The organism is Stieleria maiorica, assembly GCF_008035925.1.
Lineage (GTDB): Bacteria > Planctomycetota > Planctomycetia > Pirellulales > Pirellulaceae > Stieleria > Stieleria maiorica.
In genome coordinates this window covers 2,165,737-2,186,714 of record NZ_CP036264.1, presented here as the reverse complement: position 1 = coordinate 2,186,714, position 20,978 = coordinate 2,165,737, and the positions used below count along the sequence as shown (strand labels likewise).

Here is a 20,978-nt window from a genome sequence, read left to right as displayed (position 1 = left end):
CTCAATCGCTGAACCAATAAAAACCGAGCACATGAAGGGCGATCAGAATCGGCAGCGGCCATGTCACCCACAGGTGGATACGGCTCAACCGCGGCCGCCATCGTCGGATCCACATCCCCAGGTTTCCCGAGGCACGGCTTTCCAGACTGCTGGCAATTCCGGCCACGGCTCCGAGTGCCGCGGCGGACAAGAAGCAAACGCCCAGCAAGAAATTCAGGTTGTGTCCCAGCCGCATTCCCGTGTGAACGGCGACGCCCATCAACACGGCCATGCCCAGCACGCCGTGTGCGGCACGCCAAAAGCCGTACGATCCCCAGTGGAACCAGGCAACGCGTTTGCGCAGCGAAAAGACCAACCCCAGGACCGTCAAACCGACCAAAGTGAAGCCGCTGATTTGGCGTCCCAGGTCACCCCTCCAGACGGTTTCGATCGCGTGCCAAGACGATTGCACGCTGTCGGTCAGGGGAACCGGTGGCAGGATCAGCCAGACGAGTGTGGCAACGAGCGCCATCACGCTGGCCGCCAGCATGGCCCTTGCCCCGGGAACCACGACCGGTTCGGCCGCGCCGCCGGCCAGTTCCGCAACCAAACCGCGACAGCTGCCGCAGGCCGTCGACGCGCCACAGACCTGCGCGATCTGATCGACCTCGCGAGCACCGTCGTCGATCGCCTGCACGATGGTCGATTTGCTGACAGACAAACACGAACACACGACCGCGTCGGCCGGCCAATGGGTGACCGGCATCGCGCCGCCGGGAGTCCACGGGGAACCGGTTTGCAAGAAACGTTTGCGTTGCCACGGCCATAACCGGGCCTGTTTGGCGATCGCTTGACGGATCTGTGGCAATTCTTCCCAAGGCCCCACACACGACGCACCGACAATCCTGCCGCGTTCGGTCAACAGTTTTCGATAGCCCGAGTCGTCGTGGTGCGTGACGACATTTCCGCCGGGGGATTCACCGATCGCCAAGCCCAACGTCGCGACCTGGACGCCCATCAATTTCAACTCGGCCGATTCATCGGCGCCGTTGAACGTCACCTGTTTGCCGGCCAATCGCTGGGCCAACACATCGGCCATGCGAAAGCACGGTGCCGCCAGCCCGAAGACGTGATCGCCGAACGACGCGCATTCGCCGATCGCATAGATATTCGGATCGCTGGTCTGCAATCGCTGGTCGACCTTCACGCCGCGTCGGGGACCAATTTCAAGCCCCGCCGACTCAGCCAATTTGTCGTTGGGGCGGACACCGGCGGCGATGACCAACAAATCGACATTCAGATCGCTCGCGTTGGCGAACCGGACCTGGATCTGTTGATCGACGACGTGAATCGACTCGGTGCGGCGAACCAGCTGGATATCAACGCCCAACGCTTGGATCTTCTGTTTCAACAGTCCCGCCGCATCGGCATCCAGCTGTCGCGGCATCAAACCCGGTGCCATCTCGATCACGCTGACCGAAAGCCCCAGATCCATCAGAATCTTGGCGGCTTCCAGCCCTAACAAGCCGCCGCCGATCACGCCGCCACAACGCACGTTCCGCGACGCGCAGTGTTCGCGGATCGCTTCCAAGTCGGCGATCGTGCGATAGACAAACACGCCGTCGCTGTCACAACCCTCGATCGGGGGCACGAACGCGTGCGACCCGGTCGCCAACACCAACTGGTCGTAGTGATACGCCGAGCCCTCGTTGTCGACGACGGATTGCTGGTCGCGATCGATCCGCTCGATCCGACGCCCTGTTTTTAGTTCGATGCGATGTTGTTGATACCAGTCCCGCGGCGCGAGCAACAAATCCTCTGCCGAGCGTCCTGAAAAGTAGCTGGACAGATTCACGCGATCGTACGCCGGTTGCGGCTCATCCCCGATGATCGTGACGTCGTACTCATGGATCGCGCCACTGCGGACCAAGCGATCGCAGAGGCCGAATCCTGCCATCCCGCCACCGACGATCACCAACCGCGGGCGTTGTTTCGTCGCGCCGTCGGCGCCCGAGGTCGTCGGACGGACGTGCTGTTGATGAGCAAGCGGGGCGTTTAACGCGGCAACCATTGCAGGCGGCAACCAGAACCGGGGGAGGTGGAACCGGGGGAATCATGGGTCGAGATCGCCGCCTACGAATCTCTGTGGCCGGTTGGTCATCACCGGCCGGGACACCACCGCACGCAACCGCCGCGCCAATCCACACCCCTGTGAGCACTTGGCGGAAGTTCGACGACCCTCTTTGCCACAGTGCACGGCGAAGGCCAATAAAATATCCCTTAGCGTGTAGAATTGTTCGGATTGGCCTGCCGGATGGACGTGCCCCCAGCGCGAATCCCGCGCACGGTCGTGCCGCCCTGCTCAACGGCGCGGCATTCGGGGCCGTCGATTCGGCGACGCAGGAATTGAATTCTTCCAAACTGACCTGGAAACGGGCGTGAAGATTTGACTAGACGTGGATCTTGATTGTTAACCCGCTTGATTCTTCGCACGAATCCGTCACGGAGGACTGTCGTGCAAACGATAAAAACTGCCGCCATCGTCGTTCTGATGCTCACCGTCCTGTACGGCGGTTATGTTTCCCTGACCACACCGCCGGAACCGCTGCCCGATGAGATCGAGGAGATCTTGGTGATCGAGGACGCGGGCAGTGGCGCCTTTGGGACCGATGAAGCGGTCGCCACCGGGTTGCAACTGGACGAACCACCGGCGGGCGTCCTTTCGCCGCCCCAGGACGCACTGGTCGCTGAATCGGCCGGCGGGCTCGCCGCCTCCCCGGCTGTGACGCCGCATCGTCCGTCCGCGGCGGCAACCGCGCCGGCGCCAACATTTTCGCCCCCAGGGACTTTCGGAAGTTCGTTCGCGGACCTGCCGCCCAAATTGGAACCCTCGGTCGAACACGAAGCCGCGGTGGCCAGCAACATCACCAAGCTGCCGGCGGTCGAACCGGGAGCGTCCAGCGTGACACCCGGCCCGGTCGACTCCTACGCCTCCACGCCGGGTGAGTTCCGCATGCCGGACCCCTCCGACGCCGCATCAACGTTCGATCCGTCGCGTGGGTCTGCATTCAACAGTGACGGAACCGGATTCACGATGACCGACGAGTCGCCGGGGACGGCAACCGGATCGCTTGGTGGTAAGCCTGAGCCCCGCGAAAACCGAGGGCTGATCAATGCGTTTGCGACCGCCGACGCGATGTTCGCCAAGGGGCAATTGAAAGAAGCCCTGGCAACGCTGAGCGTCTTTTACGGGATGCCGGACCTGTCCGACGACCAACGCCGACAACTGCTCAGCCGGCTCGATCCGCTGGCCCGCGAAGTGATCTATTCGCGCCGTCACCTGCTGGAACCGCCGCACCGCGTGACCGCCAGCGAAGACCTGGTGGAGATCGCCATAGAAAACGACGTCCCGCCGCAATTGCTGGCCAATATCAACGGCGTGGAGGATCCGGTGATGGTGCTTCCGGGGACGGAACTGAAAATGGTCCGCGGCCCGTTTCGTGCCGAAGTCGACCTGACGAGCCAGCAATTGACGCTGTTCCTGGGCGACCTGTACGCGGGCCGATTCGAGATCGCTGTCGGAAACGATCCGGCCCCGACCCCCGGGACCTACACCGTTCAAGAGAAACAGACCTCGCACGTCTTCTACGACCGTTCGGGTGTCCCGATCCCGGCCGGCAGCCCCGACAACCCCTACGGCAAGATGTGGTTGGATCTGGGGGGACAAATCAGCATCCACGGCAGCCCGAACACCGTCCAGCCCACCAAGAACGGCTGCATCAGTGTCGCCGGGGACTACGCCGACGACGTTTACGGGATTCTTAGCCAGGGTTCCTCTGTCACGATTCGCCGATAACAATGCCATGCTTTGATGCTTTGTCACCCTGAAGTTCTCGAGACGAACCCGTAGCGGAAGTCGCCAAGACTTTCGGCGGCTTGTTGATTTGATCGAACCACACGAGGGATTCGCCGTTTCGCGCGAGCGTACGGGCCCCCGGCGTGCAGATTGGTTACCGTTGCCCGTAGGCTCGCGCCATACGGCTGATTAAATCGACAGGACGCTCGGCAAGTTCCGCGACCGACAATCAGGCGGCGATGAAGCAATCCACCACGTAGGCATTCATGACATGACGTACAGCAAACAAGCATTGATCGATCTGTTGGGCAGCGAAGCGCTCCAACGCGGCGAGTTCACCTTGGCCAGTGGCAAAAAGGCGTCCTATTACCTGGATTGCCGTCGGATCACCTTGCACCCCAAGGGTGCCGGTCTGGTGGCCGCCGGGATGCTGGCCGAAATCCAAGCCTCCGGCCCCCTGCCGGCCGCCGTCGGCGGCATGGCGATCGGTGCCGATCCGATCACCGCCGCGATCGTCACGATCGCTGGCCAACAGGATCTGCCGCTCAAGGGGTTCATGGTCCGCAAAGAACCCAAGGGCCACGGCATGGGCAAACAGGTCGAAGGCCCGGTCCAGCCCGGGCAGGAAGTGGTGATCGTTGAAGACGTCATCACCAGCGGCGGCAGCGCCCTGAAGGCGGTCGAGGCGGCCGAAGCGTTCGGTTTGAAGGTCCGTGAAGTCATCGGCATCATCGACCGATTGGCCGGCGGAGAAGCCGCGTTTGCCGCACGCGGGTTGAAACTAAAAACGTTGACCACCATTCGTGACTTCGGGATCGAGCCGGAATAGTGGAAACATCGCTGCATCAACAATTAAAACTCCACTACGCCTGTGACGCGTCACAAACCGAAGTGGTCGTCGGGCGTTACCGGATTGATGCAGTGCGAAGCGATGAATTGATCGAAGTGCAGTGCGCGTCGCTGTCGGCGATCAAGACCAAGATCAGTGCATTGCTTGATCGCCACACCGTCCGGGTGGTCAAGCCGATCATTCTGAGAACCCGGATCGCGAAGAAGAGCAACTCGCGTGGCAAAGTCACCTCGCGGCGGTTGAGTCCCAAACGTGGCGACACGTTGGATCTGTTCGAAGATTTGATCTACTTCACACGCGTCTTTCCACACCAGAACTTGATCTTGGAACTGGCGCTCATTCATGTGGAACAGACGCGGGTTCCCGGTCGCCGCCACCGACGTCGCTGGCGCAAGGATTACCGCGTCGCGGATGTCTCTCTGGAGCGAATCGAATCGACGATGGAGCTTCGCAGCGCTGAAGATCTGTTTGAAATGGTCGGGTTGGATCGCGAATGCGACTCGTTCACGACCGAGGACATCGCGCGGGTGACGGGACGGCCGCGTTGGTTCGCCCAGAAAATCGCCTACGTGCTTAAACACACCCGGGCGATCGAGCCGATCGGACGCAACCGATCCGGCATCCTCTACCGCGCCGCGTAGCTGATCGTGCGTTTTTCAATCGAAAACGGGGCAAGTACGAATGGCACGGGGATCAGCGTTGGTGTTTGGCCTTGAGGGACCGTTCAGCTTAGGGCGATGCTTTTCTCGTACGTACGATGGCCCTTCCGGGCCGTCGTACGTGGGGCTCAGCGCGACGACCTAGAAAGGACGTCGTACACCCATCCACCGACCACCTCAGTTTTTGCTGACCTTGATCAGTGTCAGCTCGTTTCCGGCGTCGTTGTAACGCACGTTGTCCATCAGCATACTCATCAGCGCAAACCCGATCCCTTCGCCCGTTCCGAAACAATCTTTGCGGCTGAAACCACCGGCGGAGCGATCGGGGTCACCGCTGCCACCGTCACAGATGACGAAGCGGGCCGTGCTGTTGGTGACGTGGACTTTCAATACGATCTGGCGATCACAGTAGGGCGATTGCGATCGACGCTGAGAGATCAGCTCTTTGAATCGCTCCCAGCCGGCCGCACGACTGCGGTCCAGTTCATCGCTGGTCAATTCCAAGTTGCCGTGCCAGATGGAATGCAACAGCGCCTCTTCCAATGCCACACCGACACGAATGTGCTCCGTCGCGTCACTCAATTCCAACCCGCCGATGATCTGCTGGACATAATCCAATAGCGCGGGGACTTTGTCGGGATCGTTGTCCAGATAAAACGTTGCTTCGACCTTGCCGTAAAACTTGGTCGTCTGGTTGCGGTTCCGATTGGCGTGGGATCGAGCCAACACGCGATACACGGTTTCGGCCAGTCGTTCCACGCGTTTCGCCTTGGGGACATAGCTGGCGGCCCCCTCGTACAACGCGTCAACGGCCAAGGACTCATTGCCGTAGGCCGTCATCAACACGACGGGGACCTCGGGGAATTCACGCCGCGAGGCACGCACCAATTCCAGACCATCCATTTCCGGCATGACCAGGTCGGTGATCACCAGATCGGGTTTTGACCGCCGCATCCTCTCCAACGCCTTGCATCCGTCTTCTGCAAACGTGATCCGAAAGCCCGGTTGATCGGCGATCAGGTCGCGTGTGAAGAAACGGTCCACCGGAGAGTCATCAACAATCAGTATCTCGGTCATTTGATCCCACCTGAGTGGTTTGTTAGTTGCCCCGGACGTTCCACATGCAAAAACCGCCCACTGCCGCTAGTTTAACGTTATTCGCGATGGCGATTGTACTCAAATCTGCGACTTCCGTCGGTTCACGATTTGCTGTTGATTCCTTCACGTAATCGACCATCTGGCTGTTTGAATCAGCACGCTTGCAGTGTGGGACTGCATCGACAACTGAACATCTGCCCAAAGCAAAGATCGTGTCGGGCAGAACACAAGCACACCCGACGTGCTAAAAAGACGGTCTTGCGAATCCGCCAATCGGACGATCTGAGGAATCCGCTTTGTTTCGAATCGTAGTTTTCTGTCTGGCCGCTTCAGCCACCACATGCTGGCCAGACGGAGCATCACCCAACCCCGTTGAACGGCCCTCGGCGCAAGCGGACGCCGATGCGCCCCCCGTACCGCTTGAACGATTGTCAACGGAGCATCTGCCCAACGCCATCCGAATTCACCCCCGAGTCATCTCCGGGGGACTGCCCGCCGGCGGGGCCGGTTTTCGCGAGTTGCGACGGTTGGGCGTCGAAACGGTGATCAGTGTTGACGGCGCCCGACCCGACGTCGAACTGGCTCGCGAACACGGGCTGCGGTACGTGCACCTGCCGCATGGCTACGACGGCGTACCCGAGCAGCGCGTGCGGGAACTGGCCAAGGCCGTTCGCCAGCTGGACGGACCGGTGTATCTGCATTGTCATCATGGCAAGCATCGCAGTCCCGCCGCCGCCAGCGTCGCCTGTGTCGCCGCCGGGTTGATCCCAAAATCGCAAAGCGTGAAGGTCCTGCAGCTGGCCGGCACCAGCCCGCACTATCGTGGGCTGTATCAAGCCGCGCGAGACGTCGATCGCATCGACCATGACCTGCTGGACGCGCTGGAGGTTCGGTTTCAAGCCTCGGTCGACGTGCCGCCGATGGCCGAAGCCATGGTCTCGCTGGAGCAATCCCATCATCACCTGCAGAAAATCGCCGCCGCCGACTGGAAGTCGCCTCCCGATCATCCCGACCTCGATCCGCCGCACCAGGCGCTCTTGCTTCGCGAGCACTTCACCGAACTGCTGCGGACCGAAGCGACCCAGCAGGAATCCGACGCATTCATCCAGATCATGCGTCACTCCGAGGAAACCGCGCGATCACTCGAGAAGACGCTGCGGCGGTGGGACGCGGCAATGACACCGCAGCCGCCCGCGGCGTTGAATCAACAGTTGCGGCAAATCACGTCGGATTGCAAGTCCTGTCACCAGCGTTTTCGCGACGTCCCGCTAAGTGAAAAGTGACGGCGGATGGTCAAAAGATTGAATGGTCAAAAAATGAGGCCCCCATCATCCTGCCTCCCCATCATCCTGCCTCCCCATCATTCTGCCTCCCCACCATTCTGCCTCCCCATCATTCTGCCTCCCCATCGTTTTGCCCCCATCGTTTTGCCCCCCATCATTCTGCCAACCACTTCACACCCCCTCTCCATTCACTCCGCCTCACCAACCTTGAACGTCTGGACCAAAAAATCGATCTGCATTTGACGAATTTCGGGTTCGGAGAATTTTGACCCGCCGTGTCCGGCCCCGTCGATCACGTGCAGGGTGCTTTCGACCTTGGCCGCTTGCAGCGCCTGGTGCATCAGTTCACTTTGGTTCGGCGGCACCGTGCGATCATCGCTGCCGTGAATGATCAGGAACGGCGGATCGTCGTGGTCGACATAAGTGATCGGATTGACTTGTTTGATCCCGTCCGGTTTTTTCAGCACTTCGCCGCCGCCGAGTAGTTTTGATTCCGGCGAACCGTCGCGATTGTGTCCCTCGTATCCCGGGGTGGTCACAAAGGTGTTGAAATCGGTCGGTCCGAACAGGTCGACGACCGCCTGAACGCGACTGGATTGATCGGGCCATCCGCCGCTGCCTTCGAGTTCCTTGACTCCGCCGGAGGTGCCGAGCAGTGCGACCAGATGGCCACCGGCTGAACTGCCACCCGCGGCGATCCGGTCGACGTCCAGGTTGTACTTGGTTGCGTGGGCGCGCAAGTAGCGGATCGCGCATTTGCAATCCTCGATCTGGGCCGGAAAGGGAGCTTCGCCTGTCAGTCGATATTCGATCGTCGCGCCGACAAAGCCGCGGCGGACCAGCGGGATGACCTGACGAACCCCGCCCTCCTTTGTGCCCCCCTGCCAGCCACCGCCGTGAATCCAAACGTACAGCGGCAGCGACTTGTCGCTCTTTTCTTTCGGCAGGACCAGATGCATCGTCAAATCGCGTCCGCCCCCGGTGCCGAAGACCAGATCCCGGAGGACGGTGACGTCGTCCGGTGCGTTGAGCCGGTTTGGGTTCGGGCGGTTTGGGTTCGGGCGTTCGTTAACTGCAAAATCCTCGCGGGTCAACACATCATCGTGATTGCGATCAAGCCGCTCGAACAATCGCGGCGCGGCCTTGAATTCCGCCTTGGTCACTTTCCCGTCTCCGTCGGCATCCTCACGCCGCAGCACTTCGGAAAACGGGATCCGCGGCGCCCGTTCCCGAGGGGATTGTGCTTGCAGTGATTCGGCCGCTGCGCACAAAAACAAGCAGCTCACGACGGTCGTCAATCGAAGTGGATGGTTCATGGATCACCTGTGGTCGGGACATCGGATACGATACAAACCCGCCGAGCCCGCTTTTGTTCCTGTTTTAATCGAAACCTCGTGTGACTTTATGTCTCTTGATACGAATTCGCAGCCTTTCGTTTCCGATGCATCTGCCTCCGATCTATCGGGATCGTCGCTGATGCCCCATCATCGAATCGCGATTTTGACCGACGGCTATTCGACACCGTTTGTGGCCAAGACCGCGATCAGTCTGCTCCGCTACCGAACCGAAGATGTGGTTGCGGTCATCGACGCGACGGCATCGGGCTCGACAACCCAAGATCTGTTGGGCTGCGGCGGGGCGATCCCGGTGGTGAAAACGTTGGCGGAGCTCCCGGAAGTGGACGCGTTGTACATCGGCATCGCGCCGCCGGGAGGCAAACTGCCCGACGAGTGGCGTCCGATGATTCTGCAAGCACTCCGGCGCGGCATCGACGTCGTCTCGGGGCTGCACGATTTTCTGACCGAGGACGCAGAGTACATCGCGGCGGCCGAGCGATCGGACAGTCGTTTGATCGATGTCCGTCGCAACCGATTGAAGGTCACGGCCGAATGTCACCGATTTCGCCCGGGATGCACCCGGATCCACACCGTCGGCCAGGATTGCAGTTTGGGGAAAATGGTCACGTCACTGGAGATTCACCGCGGGCTGGTCCGGCGCGAGTTGAATTCCAAATTCCTTGCCACCGGCCAAACCGGCATCATGATCTCCGGCGATGGCGTGCCGATCGATTGCGTGGTGGCCGACTTCGTCAGTGGCGCCGCCGAACAGCTTGCCCGACGCTATGAGCATCACGATTTCTTATTGATCGAAGGCCAAGGCAGCATTTCGCATCCCGCGTTTTCCGCGGTGACGTTGGGGTTATTGCACGGCAGCGCCCCGCACGGTCTGGTGTATTGCTACGAAGCGGGACGGACGCACGTCAAGGGATTGGACGATGTTCCGTTGACACCGATCAAGCAACAGATGGACGCCTATTTGGTTGCCGCGAATCTGCGTCACCCGTGCAAGTTTGTGGGCATCGGGATCAACACACGCAACCTGAGTGACGAGGAAGCGAGCGCGGAAATCGAGCGTGCCGAATCGACGTTCGGGCTGCCCGCCTGTGACGTCTATCGCACGGGGGCCGACAAACTGGTCGAAGCCTGCATCGGCTTGCGCGGCGAGGTGCTGGCCGAATGAAGTTGACCGTTTTCCGATTGAATTTGCCCCTGAAACACGCGTTCACGATCGCACGCAATTCGATCCAGACTCAATCCAGTCTGATTGTGGAACTGGAACACGACGGCGTTCGTGGCTACGGTGAAGTCACCGAGGACGCGTTCTATCGTCACACGTACGATTCGATGTTGCAATCGCTGCGGAAGATCCATCCCGGCACACTCGATCGGTACGCCGCGGAATCTCCGTCGGACCTCTGGACGGTGATGCACGACCAGACTGACGGTGACATGTTCGCACTTTCGGCGTTGGACATGGCGGCGCACGATTGGCACGGCAAGCGTCTGGGGTACCCGACTTGGAAAGTCTGGCAGCTGGCAAACACCGACGTCGTCGATTCGAGCTTTACGATCGGGATCGATACGACCGAGACGATGGTGCGAAAACTGCGGGAAGAACCGGGGTGGCGGGTCTACAAGATCAAACTCGGCACCGAGCGTGACATTGAAATCGTGACCGAGCTGCGGCGTCACACGGACGCCGTGTTTCGTGTCGACGCCAATTGCGGCTGGTCGGCCGACCAGGCGATCGACCATTCCGCACGATTGGCGACCCTGGGGGTGGAGTTCATCGAACAACCGCTGCCGATCGACGCCTCGCAAGAGGACAAGCAACGGGTGTACCGCGAATCGGCCCTTCCGATCATTGCCGACGAGGACTGCCAGGTAAGCGGTGACGTCGAGCGGTGTGGCGGTCTGTATCACGGCGTCAATGTGAAACTTTGCAAGTGCGGGGGCCTTTCGCCGGCGCTGCAGATGCTCACGCAGGCTCGCCGTCTTGGTCTCAAAACGATGATCGGCTGCATGGTCGAAAGCTCGATCGGGATCAGCGGGGCGGCGCAGCTGTTGCCGCTGTTGGACTTTGCCGATCTGGACGGGGCGGTCTTGCTGGCGGACGAACCCTGTGTGGGAGTGCGGATCGACAAGGGGATCGTCGTTGCGTCACCGCTGGCCGGTTGCGGCGGCGACATCGATCACGACCGCTTGACCGAGTTCCTGGCGTCGCCACCGCTGGTCGTCGGGTCGACGTAGGGGCCCATAGGCTAGCGCCAAACGGCAGCAGATCCACTCGCTTGCCTTTCGAAGTTGTCTCAATCGAACAAATTGTGCTCGCGTCGACTAAACTGCCGCGACCGTTGCCTGCAATGGCTTTCCTTTTCTCCTCCACACGTTCCACCGACACGGCGAGTGAATTGTGAGTGCTCCAGCCCGTTACATCCTGCATCCGACTGATTTTTCGGCCCAATCACACCTGGCGTTTGCCCATGCCTTGCGATTGGCGCTCAGTAATGAATCGACGCTGGCGCTGTTGCACGTCGGCGACGATTCCGACGAAGACTGGGATCGCTTTCCCGCAGTTCGCAAGACGCTCGGCCGCTGGGGGCTGATCGATGAGGACGCGAAACGACGTGATATTCAGGAGAAGCTGGGCGTCGGCGTGGAAAAGGTGATCGCCGAGCAAAAGGACGTGGTCGATGCGATCACGGGATTTTTTCAGCAGCGGCCGGTCGACTTCATGGTGCTGGCCACCAGTGGCCGCGATGGTCTGGCGAGTTGGTTGATGCCGTCCAAGGCAGAGAAGATTGCACACAAAAGCCACGTGCCGACGTTGTTTGTTCCCGCCGGCGGCCGTGGCTGCGTTTCGCTGGAAACCGGCGAAGTCCAGATGGATCGGGTGATCGTTCCCGTCGATGCATCGCCCTCGCCCGACGAGGCGATCGAGCGCGGACTGCGGGCGATCTCCGCTCTGGGCAGCGAAAACGCAACGCTGACCCTCTTTCACGTCGGCGCGAGCACCATGCCAGACATCAAGATCCCCGACGGCCCCTGGAACGTCGAACAGATCGTGACTCCGACGGGCGACCCCGCGACAGAGATCATCAAACTGGCCGAAGAGAAGCAGGCGAACTTGATCGCAATGGTGACCGACGGCGTCCACGGATTTTGGGACGTCTTCCGCGGCACGACGACCGACAAAGTGGTCCGCCACGCGCCCTGCCCGGTTTTGGCGATCCCGATCGACAGCTGAGGCGGCCCGCCTGTGTTGCTACGGGACGATCGCGCGTTGCGAGGCCAGAAAGGCCAGCAAGTCGGCAGCTTGCTGGGGTGTCATCCCGGCCAGCAATTGGTCGGGCATCACGGACTTGGACGAAGGTTCCATCAGCTCGATGTCATCGGTCGCCATCGTCCGCGTTTTTCCGGTCGCATCGGCGATCGTCAACTGATCCTCGTTTTCCGCCGTGACGATCCCCACGACCACTTCGCCGTCAGACGTCAGCACCTTGCGTGATCGGTATTTGGGATCGATCTGTTCCGAAGGACGCAGGAGACTGGCCAGCAATTCGACCGGCGTCCTTTGAGTCCCGATCCCACTCAGGTCCGGGCCGACGTTTTGCCCTACTGATCCGATGCGATGACAAAGACGACAATTGATCTCTTTGGCTTGTTCGAACAGCTGCTTTCCACGTTCGGCCGAACCCTCGATCGCCAACAAAGCGGCTTCGTCGATCGTCGCCCCCAGTCGGGCCACGCGTTGGTCTTCGGGAAGATAATGATCAAACAGATCGCGGACCAAAGGATCTTCGTGTCGGGTGGCTTTGTCGATGACACGCTCGCGCAGTTCATCGTCGGCGGATCGCGTGCCACAGGCCAACGACAACGCCAACGCTCCGTCGGGTGACCCGAGCAAGTCGTCCAACTTTCGATCCAGGCCGTCGTCGATCGCCAAGTCGGCGAGCAGGTTGTCTGTCTCCTCGGCCGCGTCGCTGTCGGCATCCATCGATGCGATCCAATCGTGCAGCAGCGCAACGCCCTGCAGATCGATCACATTGGATCCGAACTGCGGCATGTGCCCGCGGCCGGATTTGAGTGCTCGATACAACAGGATGCTGCGTCCGGGATCTCCCGGCGCGAGCAAGCGGGCGTCGGGAATACCAAAGTCACCTTGCGCCGGCGGTTCGTCCAAGTAGTTGTTTTCTTCTAATGATTTGGACCACTCAAAATTGAAGTTTGCCGTCCCGCCGCCTTGGCGTCGGTGACAGGTTGAACAATTGAGGGCCAGGTAGGACCGGGCGCGGGCTTCGAGCGGCTGAGATTCATCATACGGTGACGCGATCGGCGGTTTTGCCGGAACGGGCTCGCGAAACAACCCCAGCTCGGTCAACCGATCGAGTTGATTGTTTGCCAGCGAGCCGAGGTTCAATTGTTCGGGCCAGAACGCATGCACGGTTCCTGCCGCCCAAATGTGACACAGCAAACACTCGCTGCGGCTGACGTGGCGCCACGTCTGGGTCCGCACACCGCCGGGATACCGGTCGTCTTTGATCGTCAGTTTGCGTTCGGTGGCGATGTCGTCTTGCAGCACCGCGTCGGTTTGATCGTCGTTCCAGACGTAGTTGTACGCTTGCCATTCGTCGCCGAGCAGATGCAACACCTGGGTTTCCAATCGCCGCTCGGTCGCTCGGTCGGCCGGATCGCTGCGATAGCTGACCGTTTTGGCGACCACCGTGTCGGGCGGAAACATGAACCGCCCGGCCGACTGACCGGTCTGCCAGTCATCGCGATCGTACAACGAGAGCTGCTCGTTTCCCGGGATCGCGATCCACTGGCGCGATTGTGTTCCGTCGGCCCAATGGTGAGCGCTGATTTTGTATTCGACGACCCCCGCGGCCGGTGTTTGGGATTCGACGTCAGCGAACAACCCGGTCTCGCTCAATCGTGTCGGAAACGTGTGGCTGGCCGCGGTGACCGGGTTGGGTTCCAAACGCAGGATCGTGCCGTCGTAGCCGACGACCAGCACTTCGCCGCTGGGATCGAGCATGAACGAGATGATCTGCAGCGGGGTGTCGACCAGCTCTTTCTGCCACAACACTCGGTCCCCTTCGGACTTCAGTGCCCACACCTTTCCGGTCATCCAGTCGCCATAGATGTAGGCCCCTTTGAGTTCCGGCAGTCGATCACTTTGCCAGAAATGGCCTCCCGAGATGGAACGCGAATCCAAGTGCGTGTGTTCAAACAACGGCGGTGTGATCGGGACTTCGGGCGTCTGGTCCGGTTTGACCGGTTGGCTGCCTTCCATCACGCTCCAACCGTGATTGCGACCGCGGGCGACACGATGAATCATCTCGCGCATTTCCCACCCGACGTCGGCGGCCAACAGGTCACCACTGTCGGGATCAAACGCGATCTTCCAAGGGTTACGAAAGCCGTACGCCCAGATCTCCGGCCGCGCATCGCTGCGGCCGACGAAGGGGTTGTCGGCGGGGATGCGATAGGGGCGTTCGACGGTCGGGTCGTCGACGTCGATCCGCAAGATCGCTGATTCCAGGTCGCTCAAATCCTGGCCGGTATTGTTCGCATCGGGCGGATAGGGAGGCTGGCCGTCACCGATCGAAACGTAAAACATGCCGTCGGGACCGAACTGCATCGATCCACCGGTGTGCCCCGAGCTGCTCCATTTGGCCAGCACGACACGGCTGGATAGATCGACCTTGGGGACCGTCGGATCGGTCACCTTGAAACGCACCAACATGGTCGCCGCGTCATCGCCGCCGCGGAACGAATAGGTCACGAAACACCACGGCTGGCCCGACAGGTCGTGATGGAACTTGGTCCCCAAACCTTGAGAGATCCGGCCGTCGTGACATTCATTGAGGTCCATGCAGGGCACGGCCGTCGCATTTTCCGAATCGTTTTCAAATGCGACGATCGCACCGTTCAGCTGGGTGGCAATCCATTTCTCCGCCTCTGGCAGCCAGACGATCTCGGTGGGATGGTCCAGTTGAACCTGGGTGAACACGCGGCGTGTCGTGTAGGGCAGCGGCGGCGCGGGGCTGCCCTTGATGTTGGAATTCGTCCAAGGCACCGCCCGGGCCGGCGGTTCGGACTGGGCGTACAGTCCGAGCGGCGAGAGTGCGACGAAGCAGACGAAAAGGCATCCAAGAGTACGCACGATCATAAGTCTCTGGCAGAAAAGAACTCGGCGACAGAATCGATCGTGCCATCATATCAGGATCGTTGCGCGGGACTGCAGGATGAGGCAGATTGAAGGAGGCAGAATGATTCGGGGCAGAATGATGGGGGGGGCAAAACGATGACGACAGACTTCGCACGTTCACGGTCGCGGCGGGGGCGTCACGACGGCGGTGTCGAACAGCATCGAATTGTCTTGCTCCTCTTGCTCCAAGTCGTGGGCGAGCTGTTCGGCGATCCGCTTGAACACGGACGCGGATGCACTGGGCAGTTCTCCCAGGACCTCATGAGCCTCCTGCATGTGTCGCCCGAGTTCTTGCTTGGAGACCTCGTCGGGTTCGATCCGCAGGAACGTCCCGGTGGACTTGGGGGCTTTGGAAAGCAGTGTCAGGTACTTGTCCAGACAGGTCGCCGTCAACAATCGTGACCGTGCCGCATCGTCGGCGACCACGTGAAATCGCTTCGCCGTTCCGGTGCGTTGCAGTTTCAGTAAGCACCCCAAGAAGGTGCTGTCCAGATACTCGCAGCCCAGCAAGTCGACCGTCACAGTCGCCGCGGGGTCTTCGACCAAACAACCTTTGACGAACGCCGCAAAGGCGGGGCTGTGGGTCGCCGTCCCTTTGCCTTGGACACGGACGATAAATCCACCGCTGGTTCGTGAGACACAAAGATCACAACGTATCGTCATCGAATCCACCTCCGCCATGGATGCTCGACCGGGCTGTCTTCTTGCAAGCCTAGCAGAGTTGTCGGCGGGTCGCAAATTTCCCCGCCGCGTCCGGTGACGCGGCGGGGTGTCTGCACCGACCGTGCGGTCTAATTCTTGAAGAACGCGTGGTTCGGATCGCCGGCGCTGATCAGATAGGCGACCAGGTCCAGGATCTCGTCCTCCGTCATGCGGTTGAACAGTCCTTCGGGCATCGCCGACGTCTTGGAAACCATCATTTCTTCGATCGTCTTGCGGTCGATGTTGACGCGCGCATTGGGATCGGTCAGGTCGGTGTTCAGCGTCATCGAGTCGCCGCTCAGGTTGACCACGACGCCGACGTGAATGCGGCCGTCGTCGGTCAGCACTTTGACGGCCGAGAATTGATCGTTGATCACTTTGCTGGGATGGATCACCTGGTCCAACAAGTCGTGCGGCGAATAACGTCGGCCGGCCGAGGTCAGGTCGGGACCGGTCATGCCGCCCTGGTCGCCGAAGCGGTGGCAGGCGAAACAACCACTTGCGGCGAACATCTTTCGCCCGTTGTCAAAATCGCGTTGCTCCAATCCCGTCCGCGCCGCCGCGGACAGCTCTTCTAACGTCCACTTGGTTTCCGAGCGACCTTCAAAGATTTGCCCCAGATTCTCCAACGCCGACTTCTTGACGGGCTTGCGTGCCAACAGCTCTGCCATGTCCGATTTTTGCGTTTCGCTTAGCGAGGCGACCGCGTCGTCGCGAATGAACTTGATGAATTGATCGAAACTGGCACCGCCTTTGTAGTTGGCGGCCTTCAAAAACCACTCGAAGTACGCCGTGTGCAACTGCGGCGTCCATCCGGCTTTCAACATCCGAATCGATCGGGCGTATTGCATCTGTTCTTCTTGAGTCGGCGCCGACTGAATCAGCGCGATCGCTTTTTCGGCGACGGTCGGCGATTGCAGCCACGCGAGTGTTTCGCACAACAACCAGTTCAGTTCGGGCGATTGCGCCGGAAACAGCGGGTCGAAGCTGGCGATCAGTTTTTCGATCGTCGCGTCGCTCGGTCGTCCGAACCGATTCAAGATGATTTGCGTCGCACGTTGCAGCGTCAATTGCTGCGTCTCGGTCAAGCCGGTCGCATCGATCGATGTGACCGCGGCCAACAACTTTTCACGCATGGCGGTATCGACCGGCGGTGTGTCGTCGCTGCGGTGCTGGGGGCAGACGCCGGTGACGCGTGCCAGGGCCAGCAAGGCTTCGACCTGTTTGCCAGGATCGGACTCCTTGAACGCCTTGCCGGCCCACTGCTGGGCCGGTTGGTGTTCGATCGCCGTTCGAGCGGCGAAGCGAATGAAGCGATCTTGATCGTCAAGGTAGGGCCAAGCGACGGAAATCGCCTGGGGATCTTGTTTGCCGTGAAAGGCCTCCAGCATGTGGCGTGTCTCGCGGGCCTTGTTCTTGGCCGGCTTGAACTCTGCGGGTTCGGTCGACTGATCGCCGACATAGGTCACCCGGTACAGCCCGGATTGCACCCGTCGCCCGCCGATCGTGAAGTACATCGCTCCGTCTTGGGGGCGGATGATCGCATCGGTGATCGGCAGCGGCGCGCCGGTCACAAACTCTTCCTTGGTCGCGGTGTAGGACGATCCGCTCGGTTCCAAGTGGATCGCGTACAGCTTTCCCCAACTCCAATCGAGTGCATAGAGCGCGTCTTGGTACTTGGCGGGGAACTTTGCACCGTAACCGAACGTCATGCCGGTCGGAGATCCCGGACCGATGTCGAGCACGCCCGGCAGGTTATCGGCGTAGAACGGCATACGTTTTCCCGCCCCGTTCCGCCAGCCGAACTCGGCGCCGCTGGTGACGTGGCAAATGCGCGTCGGGCGATACCAAGGCGTGTTGAAGTCGTACTCCATGTCGGCGTCATAGGTGAACAGTTCGCCGTCGCGATTGACCGCGGCGTCAAAGACGTTTCGAAACCCGGACGCGTAGGCTTCGAAGGTTTGCCCGTCGGGAGAGACGCGATAGATGATTCCCCCCGGTGCCAGCACGCCGCGGTTGTGCCCGCGGCCGTCCGGCATGCTGGGCAACAAATGGTCTTCGCCCCAGACCTGCCGCACCGGCGAACTGTCCGCCAGCGGCGGCGGGGTCGTGTTGTTTCCCGTGACCAGATAAAGCGCCTTGCCATCGGGGGTCGGCATCAACGCGTGCACTCCGTGATCGCTCTTGGAGTGGACTTCGTGCAGCAGTTCGACCTTGTCCAAGTGATCGTCGCCATCGCTATCAGTGACACGGTACAAGCCCGACGGGATCTTTTGTTCGTAGTCATTGACGCCGACGTAAAGGGCGCCGAACGCCCACACCATTCCGTTGACCGCCCGGATGTCTGCCGGGACGGTTTCGATTTCCGCGGGATCCAGCGGCTGTCCCGCCGGCGGAGGTGTGATGCGATACATGCCGCCGAACTGATCGCTGACCAGGATCCGCCCCTTGTCATCGGTGCACAGATTGACCCACGATCCCTGCTGGTCGCCTGGAACCGAGTACAGCAGTTCGACCTCAAACCCCTCGGCGGCCTTGATCCGATCGATCGGTGTCGCGGTGTTGCCGCCGACTGCGGGGCCGACCGACGTCTGCCGCGCCCGCTTGGCCGGCTGTTTGCGTGGTTTGGCTTTTGTCGCCCCGTTTTGGGCCAACCCATCGGGCGCCGACATCACGACGCAGCACGCCGACAACAAGATCGCGGCGATGCAGCGGCCCTTGAATCGACTCGCATGTGGGGGAAACGATCGTAAGAATCCTGTTTTCATTTCGGGGTTCGCAGAATGCAATGGAGAACGATTCATGAGGTGAAGGTCATGACGTGTTGGGGGCAATGGCCTCTCGGCCACCAGGCGGGAGGCGAAATCGAGACGTTTCGCCGAGTCGAATATGTTACACCGTCGGGCCTGCCATCACAGACCGCAAGTGCGATCGAATCCTGCAAGGCCCCATCGGGCTGGTCTGATGCTCGCGTTAAGCACTGAAGTGGGTTACGTTAATTGAAACCGTGCTGATGCAAACGTCGGAGTCTGCCTTCGATGCAATGCTCCGCATGCCCCCGATTGGCTTCATTTCTAAAGGTCTTACAGATGAAAAAGTTTGCTTGGTTGTTCGTGGTCGCTTTGTGCGTTTCGCCCCTGTCCCTGACCGGGTGCAGTGGTAGCGGCGAAACACAGGTCATCGAAGCTCCTGCCGTGGAACAAGAAGACGACGCGTCGGCGGGAATGACGGACGAAGAATACGACAAAGCGATGGAAGAATCGATGCAGTGACATCCGCCGACGCGTTGCCCCTCGTGTCGCGCGCGCCCACGCGCGTCCCTGCCCCCGCGCGTCGCGCCCCCTCCCCGCCTCGTTCCAAGGCTCCGCCTTGGAACGCAATGCCGGCGTGGCTCCCGCCACACACACCGCGTGCTCCCGGGCGCGGAACCCGGGGACGAGCGATGAAACTGCACGACGTCATCCCGGAACTTTTTTCGCGGCGATGCCGGCCGCGATGCCCGTCTGAGTCGCTCTGACCACGGCGGACCGAGCCAACACCCAATGCGGGGGGCAGGTTTCGAAAAAAAACTTCATTTTTTTCTAAGGGCGGATGAAATTCTGATAGACTGCCACCATTGGCATTCCTCATCCCCCTATTTTCAGGTTCTTTCTATGCACCAACGGATAAAGAGGAGCGCAGGGTTCACCCTGGTCGAGCTCCTGGTCGTAATTGCAATCATTGGCATTCTGGTGGGCTTGCTGTTGCCGGCCGTGCAAGCAGCCCGCGAAGCGGCTCGTCGAATGAGCTGCAGTAACAATTTCAAGCAGATCGGGATCGCGGTTCACAACTACCACTCGGCGTTCAAGCAGTTGCCCGTCCAGGGTGGCGGAACCGGAATCGGGTTGCAGAACAATCGCTGGTGGCAGCGCGGCGACGACGCAAATCACGAGTGCTTGAGCGCGCTCGTTCCGCTGACATCATTTTTCGAACAGCAAGGGATATGGGCGGAAGTGTCCAACCCCAGCACCAAGACGGTGACCGGCGCCGCACCTCCCGCGACGACCGGTTTGACCGGACCGCCGCGTTGGCCGGCGATGGGGCCGAACCCACGGAATTACGCCAGAAACCCGGGATACATTCCCTGGGCGACGGAAATTCCGACGCTGCGTTGCCCGAGTGACCCGGGCACAGGATTGCCCGCACTGGGACGAACCAACTACGCGGTCTGCATGGGCGACTCGCCGAGCCCTTGGCACCACGCCTTGAAGCGTGGCGACCTGACGCCCAATGGTTCGGGCGGCGTCCAGAACTACAATTCGGTCAGCCGCGGTGCGTTCATGATCCGCCGGGCAGCGAAGTTCCGTGACATCCTGGACGGGCTGTCCAACACCATCGCGATGGGCGAAATCAAAACGGACTTGGGGGATCGCGACATCCGTACCGCAGCCTCTTGGAACCGTCGTGGCGGTAACCAGGTCAACAACAACCCGTCGTTGTGTGCGGACAACAACGAAATCGATCCGAATCGCCCACGATTCTGGTGTAACGGCGGCCCGGATTGCACCAACCCCGAAGTGCTCAGCCAAAACAACCACGAAGCCCGTGGTGCCAACTGGGCGAATTTCCGAGCCCACTGCACGCAGATGTTCACGGTCCTGCCGCCCAACCGAGAAGTTTGCGTCGGTCAATGGATCGACGGCCCCGGCACGATGCCGCCGAGCAGCAACCACCAAGGCGGAGCGCACGTGTTGATGACCGATGGTGCGGTCGTCTTCATGACCGATTCGGTGGAAGCCGGTGATTCCCGCGCCGGTGCCGTTCGACGCAACGCTGGCGGTGGACCGCGAACGCCTGGTCAAGTCAGCCCCTACGGTCTGTGGGGCGCCTTGGGAACCAAAGCTTCGAACGAAACGATCCAAGAGCAACTGAACCAGTAAAACGGTTTCGGTTGATTGGACGACGGGTGGGACACCAGCTCACGCTGGTGTCCAGGCTTTAGCCGCACACTCTCGCTG

15 protein-coding genes are annotated in these 20,978 nt (G+C 60.7%); 9 read left to right on the top strand and 6 right to left on the bottom strand.

Features of this window, described 5'->3' with window-relative positions; all coding sequences use genetic code 11:
• Position 1 precedes the first annotated feature (1 nt).
• A complete protein-coding gene (locus tag Mal15_RS07420) occupies positions 2-2,050 on the bottom strand; it encodes an FAD-dependent oxidoreductase (protein ID WP_147867176.1) in 2,049 nt (682 codons plus the stop codon).
• Positions 2,051-2,494: 444 nt separating this feature from the next.
• On the opposite strand from Mal15_RS07420, the gene Mal15_RS07415 reads away from it, so the two are divergent.
• From Mal15_RS07415 to Mal15_RS07405, 3 genes are all read left to right on the top strand, one after another.
• A complete protein-coding gene (locus Mal15_RS07415) occupies positions 2,495-3,835 on the top strand; it encodes a L,D-transpeptidase (RefSeq protein ID WP_233903332.1) in 1,341 nt (446 codons plus the stop codon).
• Between the two features lie 271 nt (positions 3,836-4,106).
• Positions 4,107-4,664 carry an orotate phosphoribosyltransferase gene (gene pyrE / locus Mal15_RS07410; protein ID WP_147867175.1) on the top strand — a complete coding sequence of 186 codons (558 nt, stop codon included), beginning with the start codon at positions 4,107-4,109 and terminating at the stop codon, positions 4,662-4,664.
• A complete protein-coding gene (locus Mal15_RS07405; RefSeq protein ID WP_147867174.1) occupies positions 4,664-5,326 on the top strand; it encodes a hypothetical protein in 663 nt (220 codons plus the stop codon). Before pyrE ends, Mal15_RS07405 begins: the two co-directional genes overlap by 1 nt.
• 195 nt (positions 5,327-5,521) lie before the next feature.
• On the opposite strand, the gene Mal15_RS07400 is transcribed toward Mal15_RS07405, so the two are convergent.
• Positions 5,522-6,421 (bottom strand): response regulator, encoded by a 900-nt coding sequence (locus Mal15_RS07400; protein ID WP_147867173.1) that lies wholly within the window; start codon positions 6,419-6,421, stop codon positions 5,522-5,524.
• A 449-nt stretch (positions 6,422-6,870) separates the two neighbouring features.
• Here Mal15_RS07400 and Mal15_RS07395 point away from each other — a divergent pair, with 449 nt between their 5' ends.
• Positions 6,871-7,725, top strand: a complete 855-nt coding sequence (locus Mal15_RS07395; protein ID WP_147867172.1) for a protein-tyrosine phosphatase family protein — start codon at positions 6,871-6,873, stop codon at positions 7,723-7,725.
• A gap of 188 nt (positions 7,726-7,913) precedes the next feature.
• On the opposite strand, the gene Mal15_RS07390 is transcribed toward Mal15_RS07395, so the two are convergent.
• The gene (locus Mal15_RS07390) at positions 7,914-9,041 is read right to left on the bottom strand and encodes an alpha/beta hydrolase (protein WP_147867171.1); all 1,128 of its coding nucleotides are present in this window, start codon (positions 9,039-9,041) and stop codon (positions 7,914-7,916) included.
• 160 nt (positions 9,042-9,201) lie between these two features.
• Between Mal15_RS07390 and Mal15_RS07385 the strand changes: the two genes are divergently transcribed.
• From Mal15_RS07385 to Mal15_RS07375, 3 genes are all read left to right on the top strand, one after another.
• The gene (locus Mal15_RS07385; protein WP_147867170.1) at positions 9,202-10,245 is read left to right on the top strand and encodes a DUF1611 domain-containing protein; all 1,044 of its coding nucleotides are present in this window, start codon (positions 9,202-9,204) and stop codon (positions 10,243-10,245) included.
• Positions 10,242-11,315: a dipeptide epimerase gene (locus Mal15_RS07380; protein ID WP_147867169.1), complete on the top strand. Its 1,074-nt coding sequence runs from the start codon at positions 10,242-10,244 to the stop codon at positions 11,313-11,315. The genes Mal15_RS07385 and Mal15_RS07380 overlap by 4 nt, the downstream gene beginning before the upstream one ends.
• 163 nt (positions 11,316-11,478) lie before the next feature.
• Positions 11,479-12,312 (top strand): universal stress protein, encoded by an 834-nt coding sequence (locus Mal15_RS07375; RefSeq protein WP_147867168.1) that lies wholly within the window; start codon positions 11,479-11,481, stop codon positions 12,310-12,312.
• A gap of 18 nt (positions 12,313-12,330) precedes the next feature.
• Here the strand turns inward: Mal15_RS07375 and Mal15_RS07370 are convergent, their stop codons facing one another.
• The 3 genes from Mal15_RS07370 to Mal15_RS07360 all read right to left on the bottom strand — a co-directional run bounded on the left by Mal15_RS07370 (position 12,331) and on the right by Mal15_RS07360 (position 18,749).
• Positions 12,331-15,234 carry a PQQ-dependent sugar dehydrogenase gene (locus Mal15_RS07370; RefSeq protein ID WP_167546667.1) on the bottom strand — a complete coding sequence of 968 codons (2,904 nt, stop codon included), beginning with the start codon at positions 15,232-15,234 and terminating at the stop codon, positions 12,331-12,333.
• A 162-nt stretch (positions 15,235-15,396) separates the two neighbouring features.
• Positions 15,397-15,942 (bottom strand): STAS domain-containing protein, encoded by a 546-nt coding sequence (locus Mal15_RS07365; protein WP_147867166.1) that lies wholly within the window; start codon positions 15,940-15,942, stop codon positions 15,397-15,399.
• Between the two features lie 128 nt (positions 15,943-16,070).
• Positions 16,071-18,749: a c-type cytochrome gene (locus Mal15_RS07360; RefSeq protein WP_233903331.1), complete on the bottom strand. Its 2,679-nt coding sequence runs from the start codon at positions 18,747-18,749 to the stop codon at positions 16,071-16,073.
• A 321-nt stretch (positions 18,750-19,070) separates the two neighbouring features.
• Between Mal15_RS07360 and Mal15_RS07355 the strand changes: the two genes are divergently transcribed.
• Both Mal15_RS07355 and Mal15_RS07350 read left to right on the top strand, forming a co-directional pair.
• Positions 19,071-19,253, top strand: a complete 183-nt coding sequence (locus tag Mal15_RS07355) for an outer membrane protein assembly factor BamD (RefSeq protein WP_147867165.1) — start codon at positions 19,071-19,073, stop codon at positions 19,251-19,253.
• A gap of 381 nt (positions 19,254-19,634) precedes the next feature.
• Positions 19,635-20,900: a DUF1559 domain-containing protein gene (locus tag Mal15_RS07350; protein ID WP_147867164.1), complete on the top strand. Its 1,266-nt coding sequence runs from the start codon at positions 19,635-19,637 to the stop codon at positions 20,898-20,900.
• The last annotated feature ends 78 nt before the right edge of the window (positions 20,901-20,978 follow it).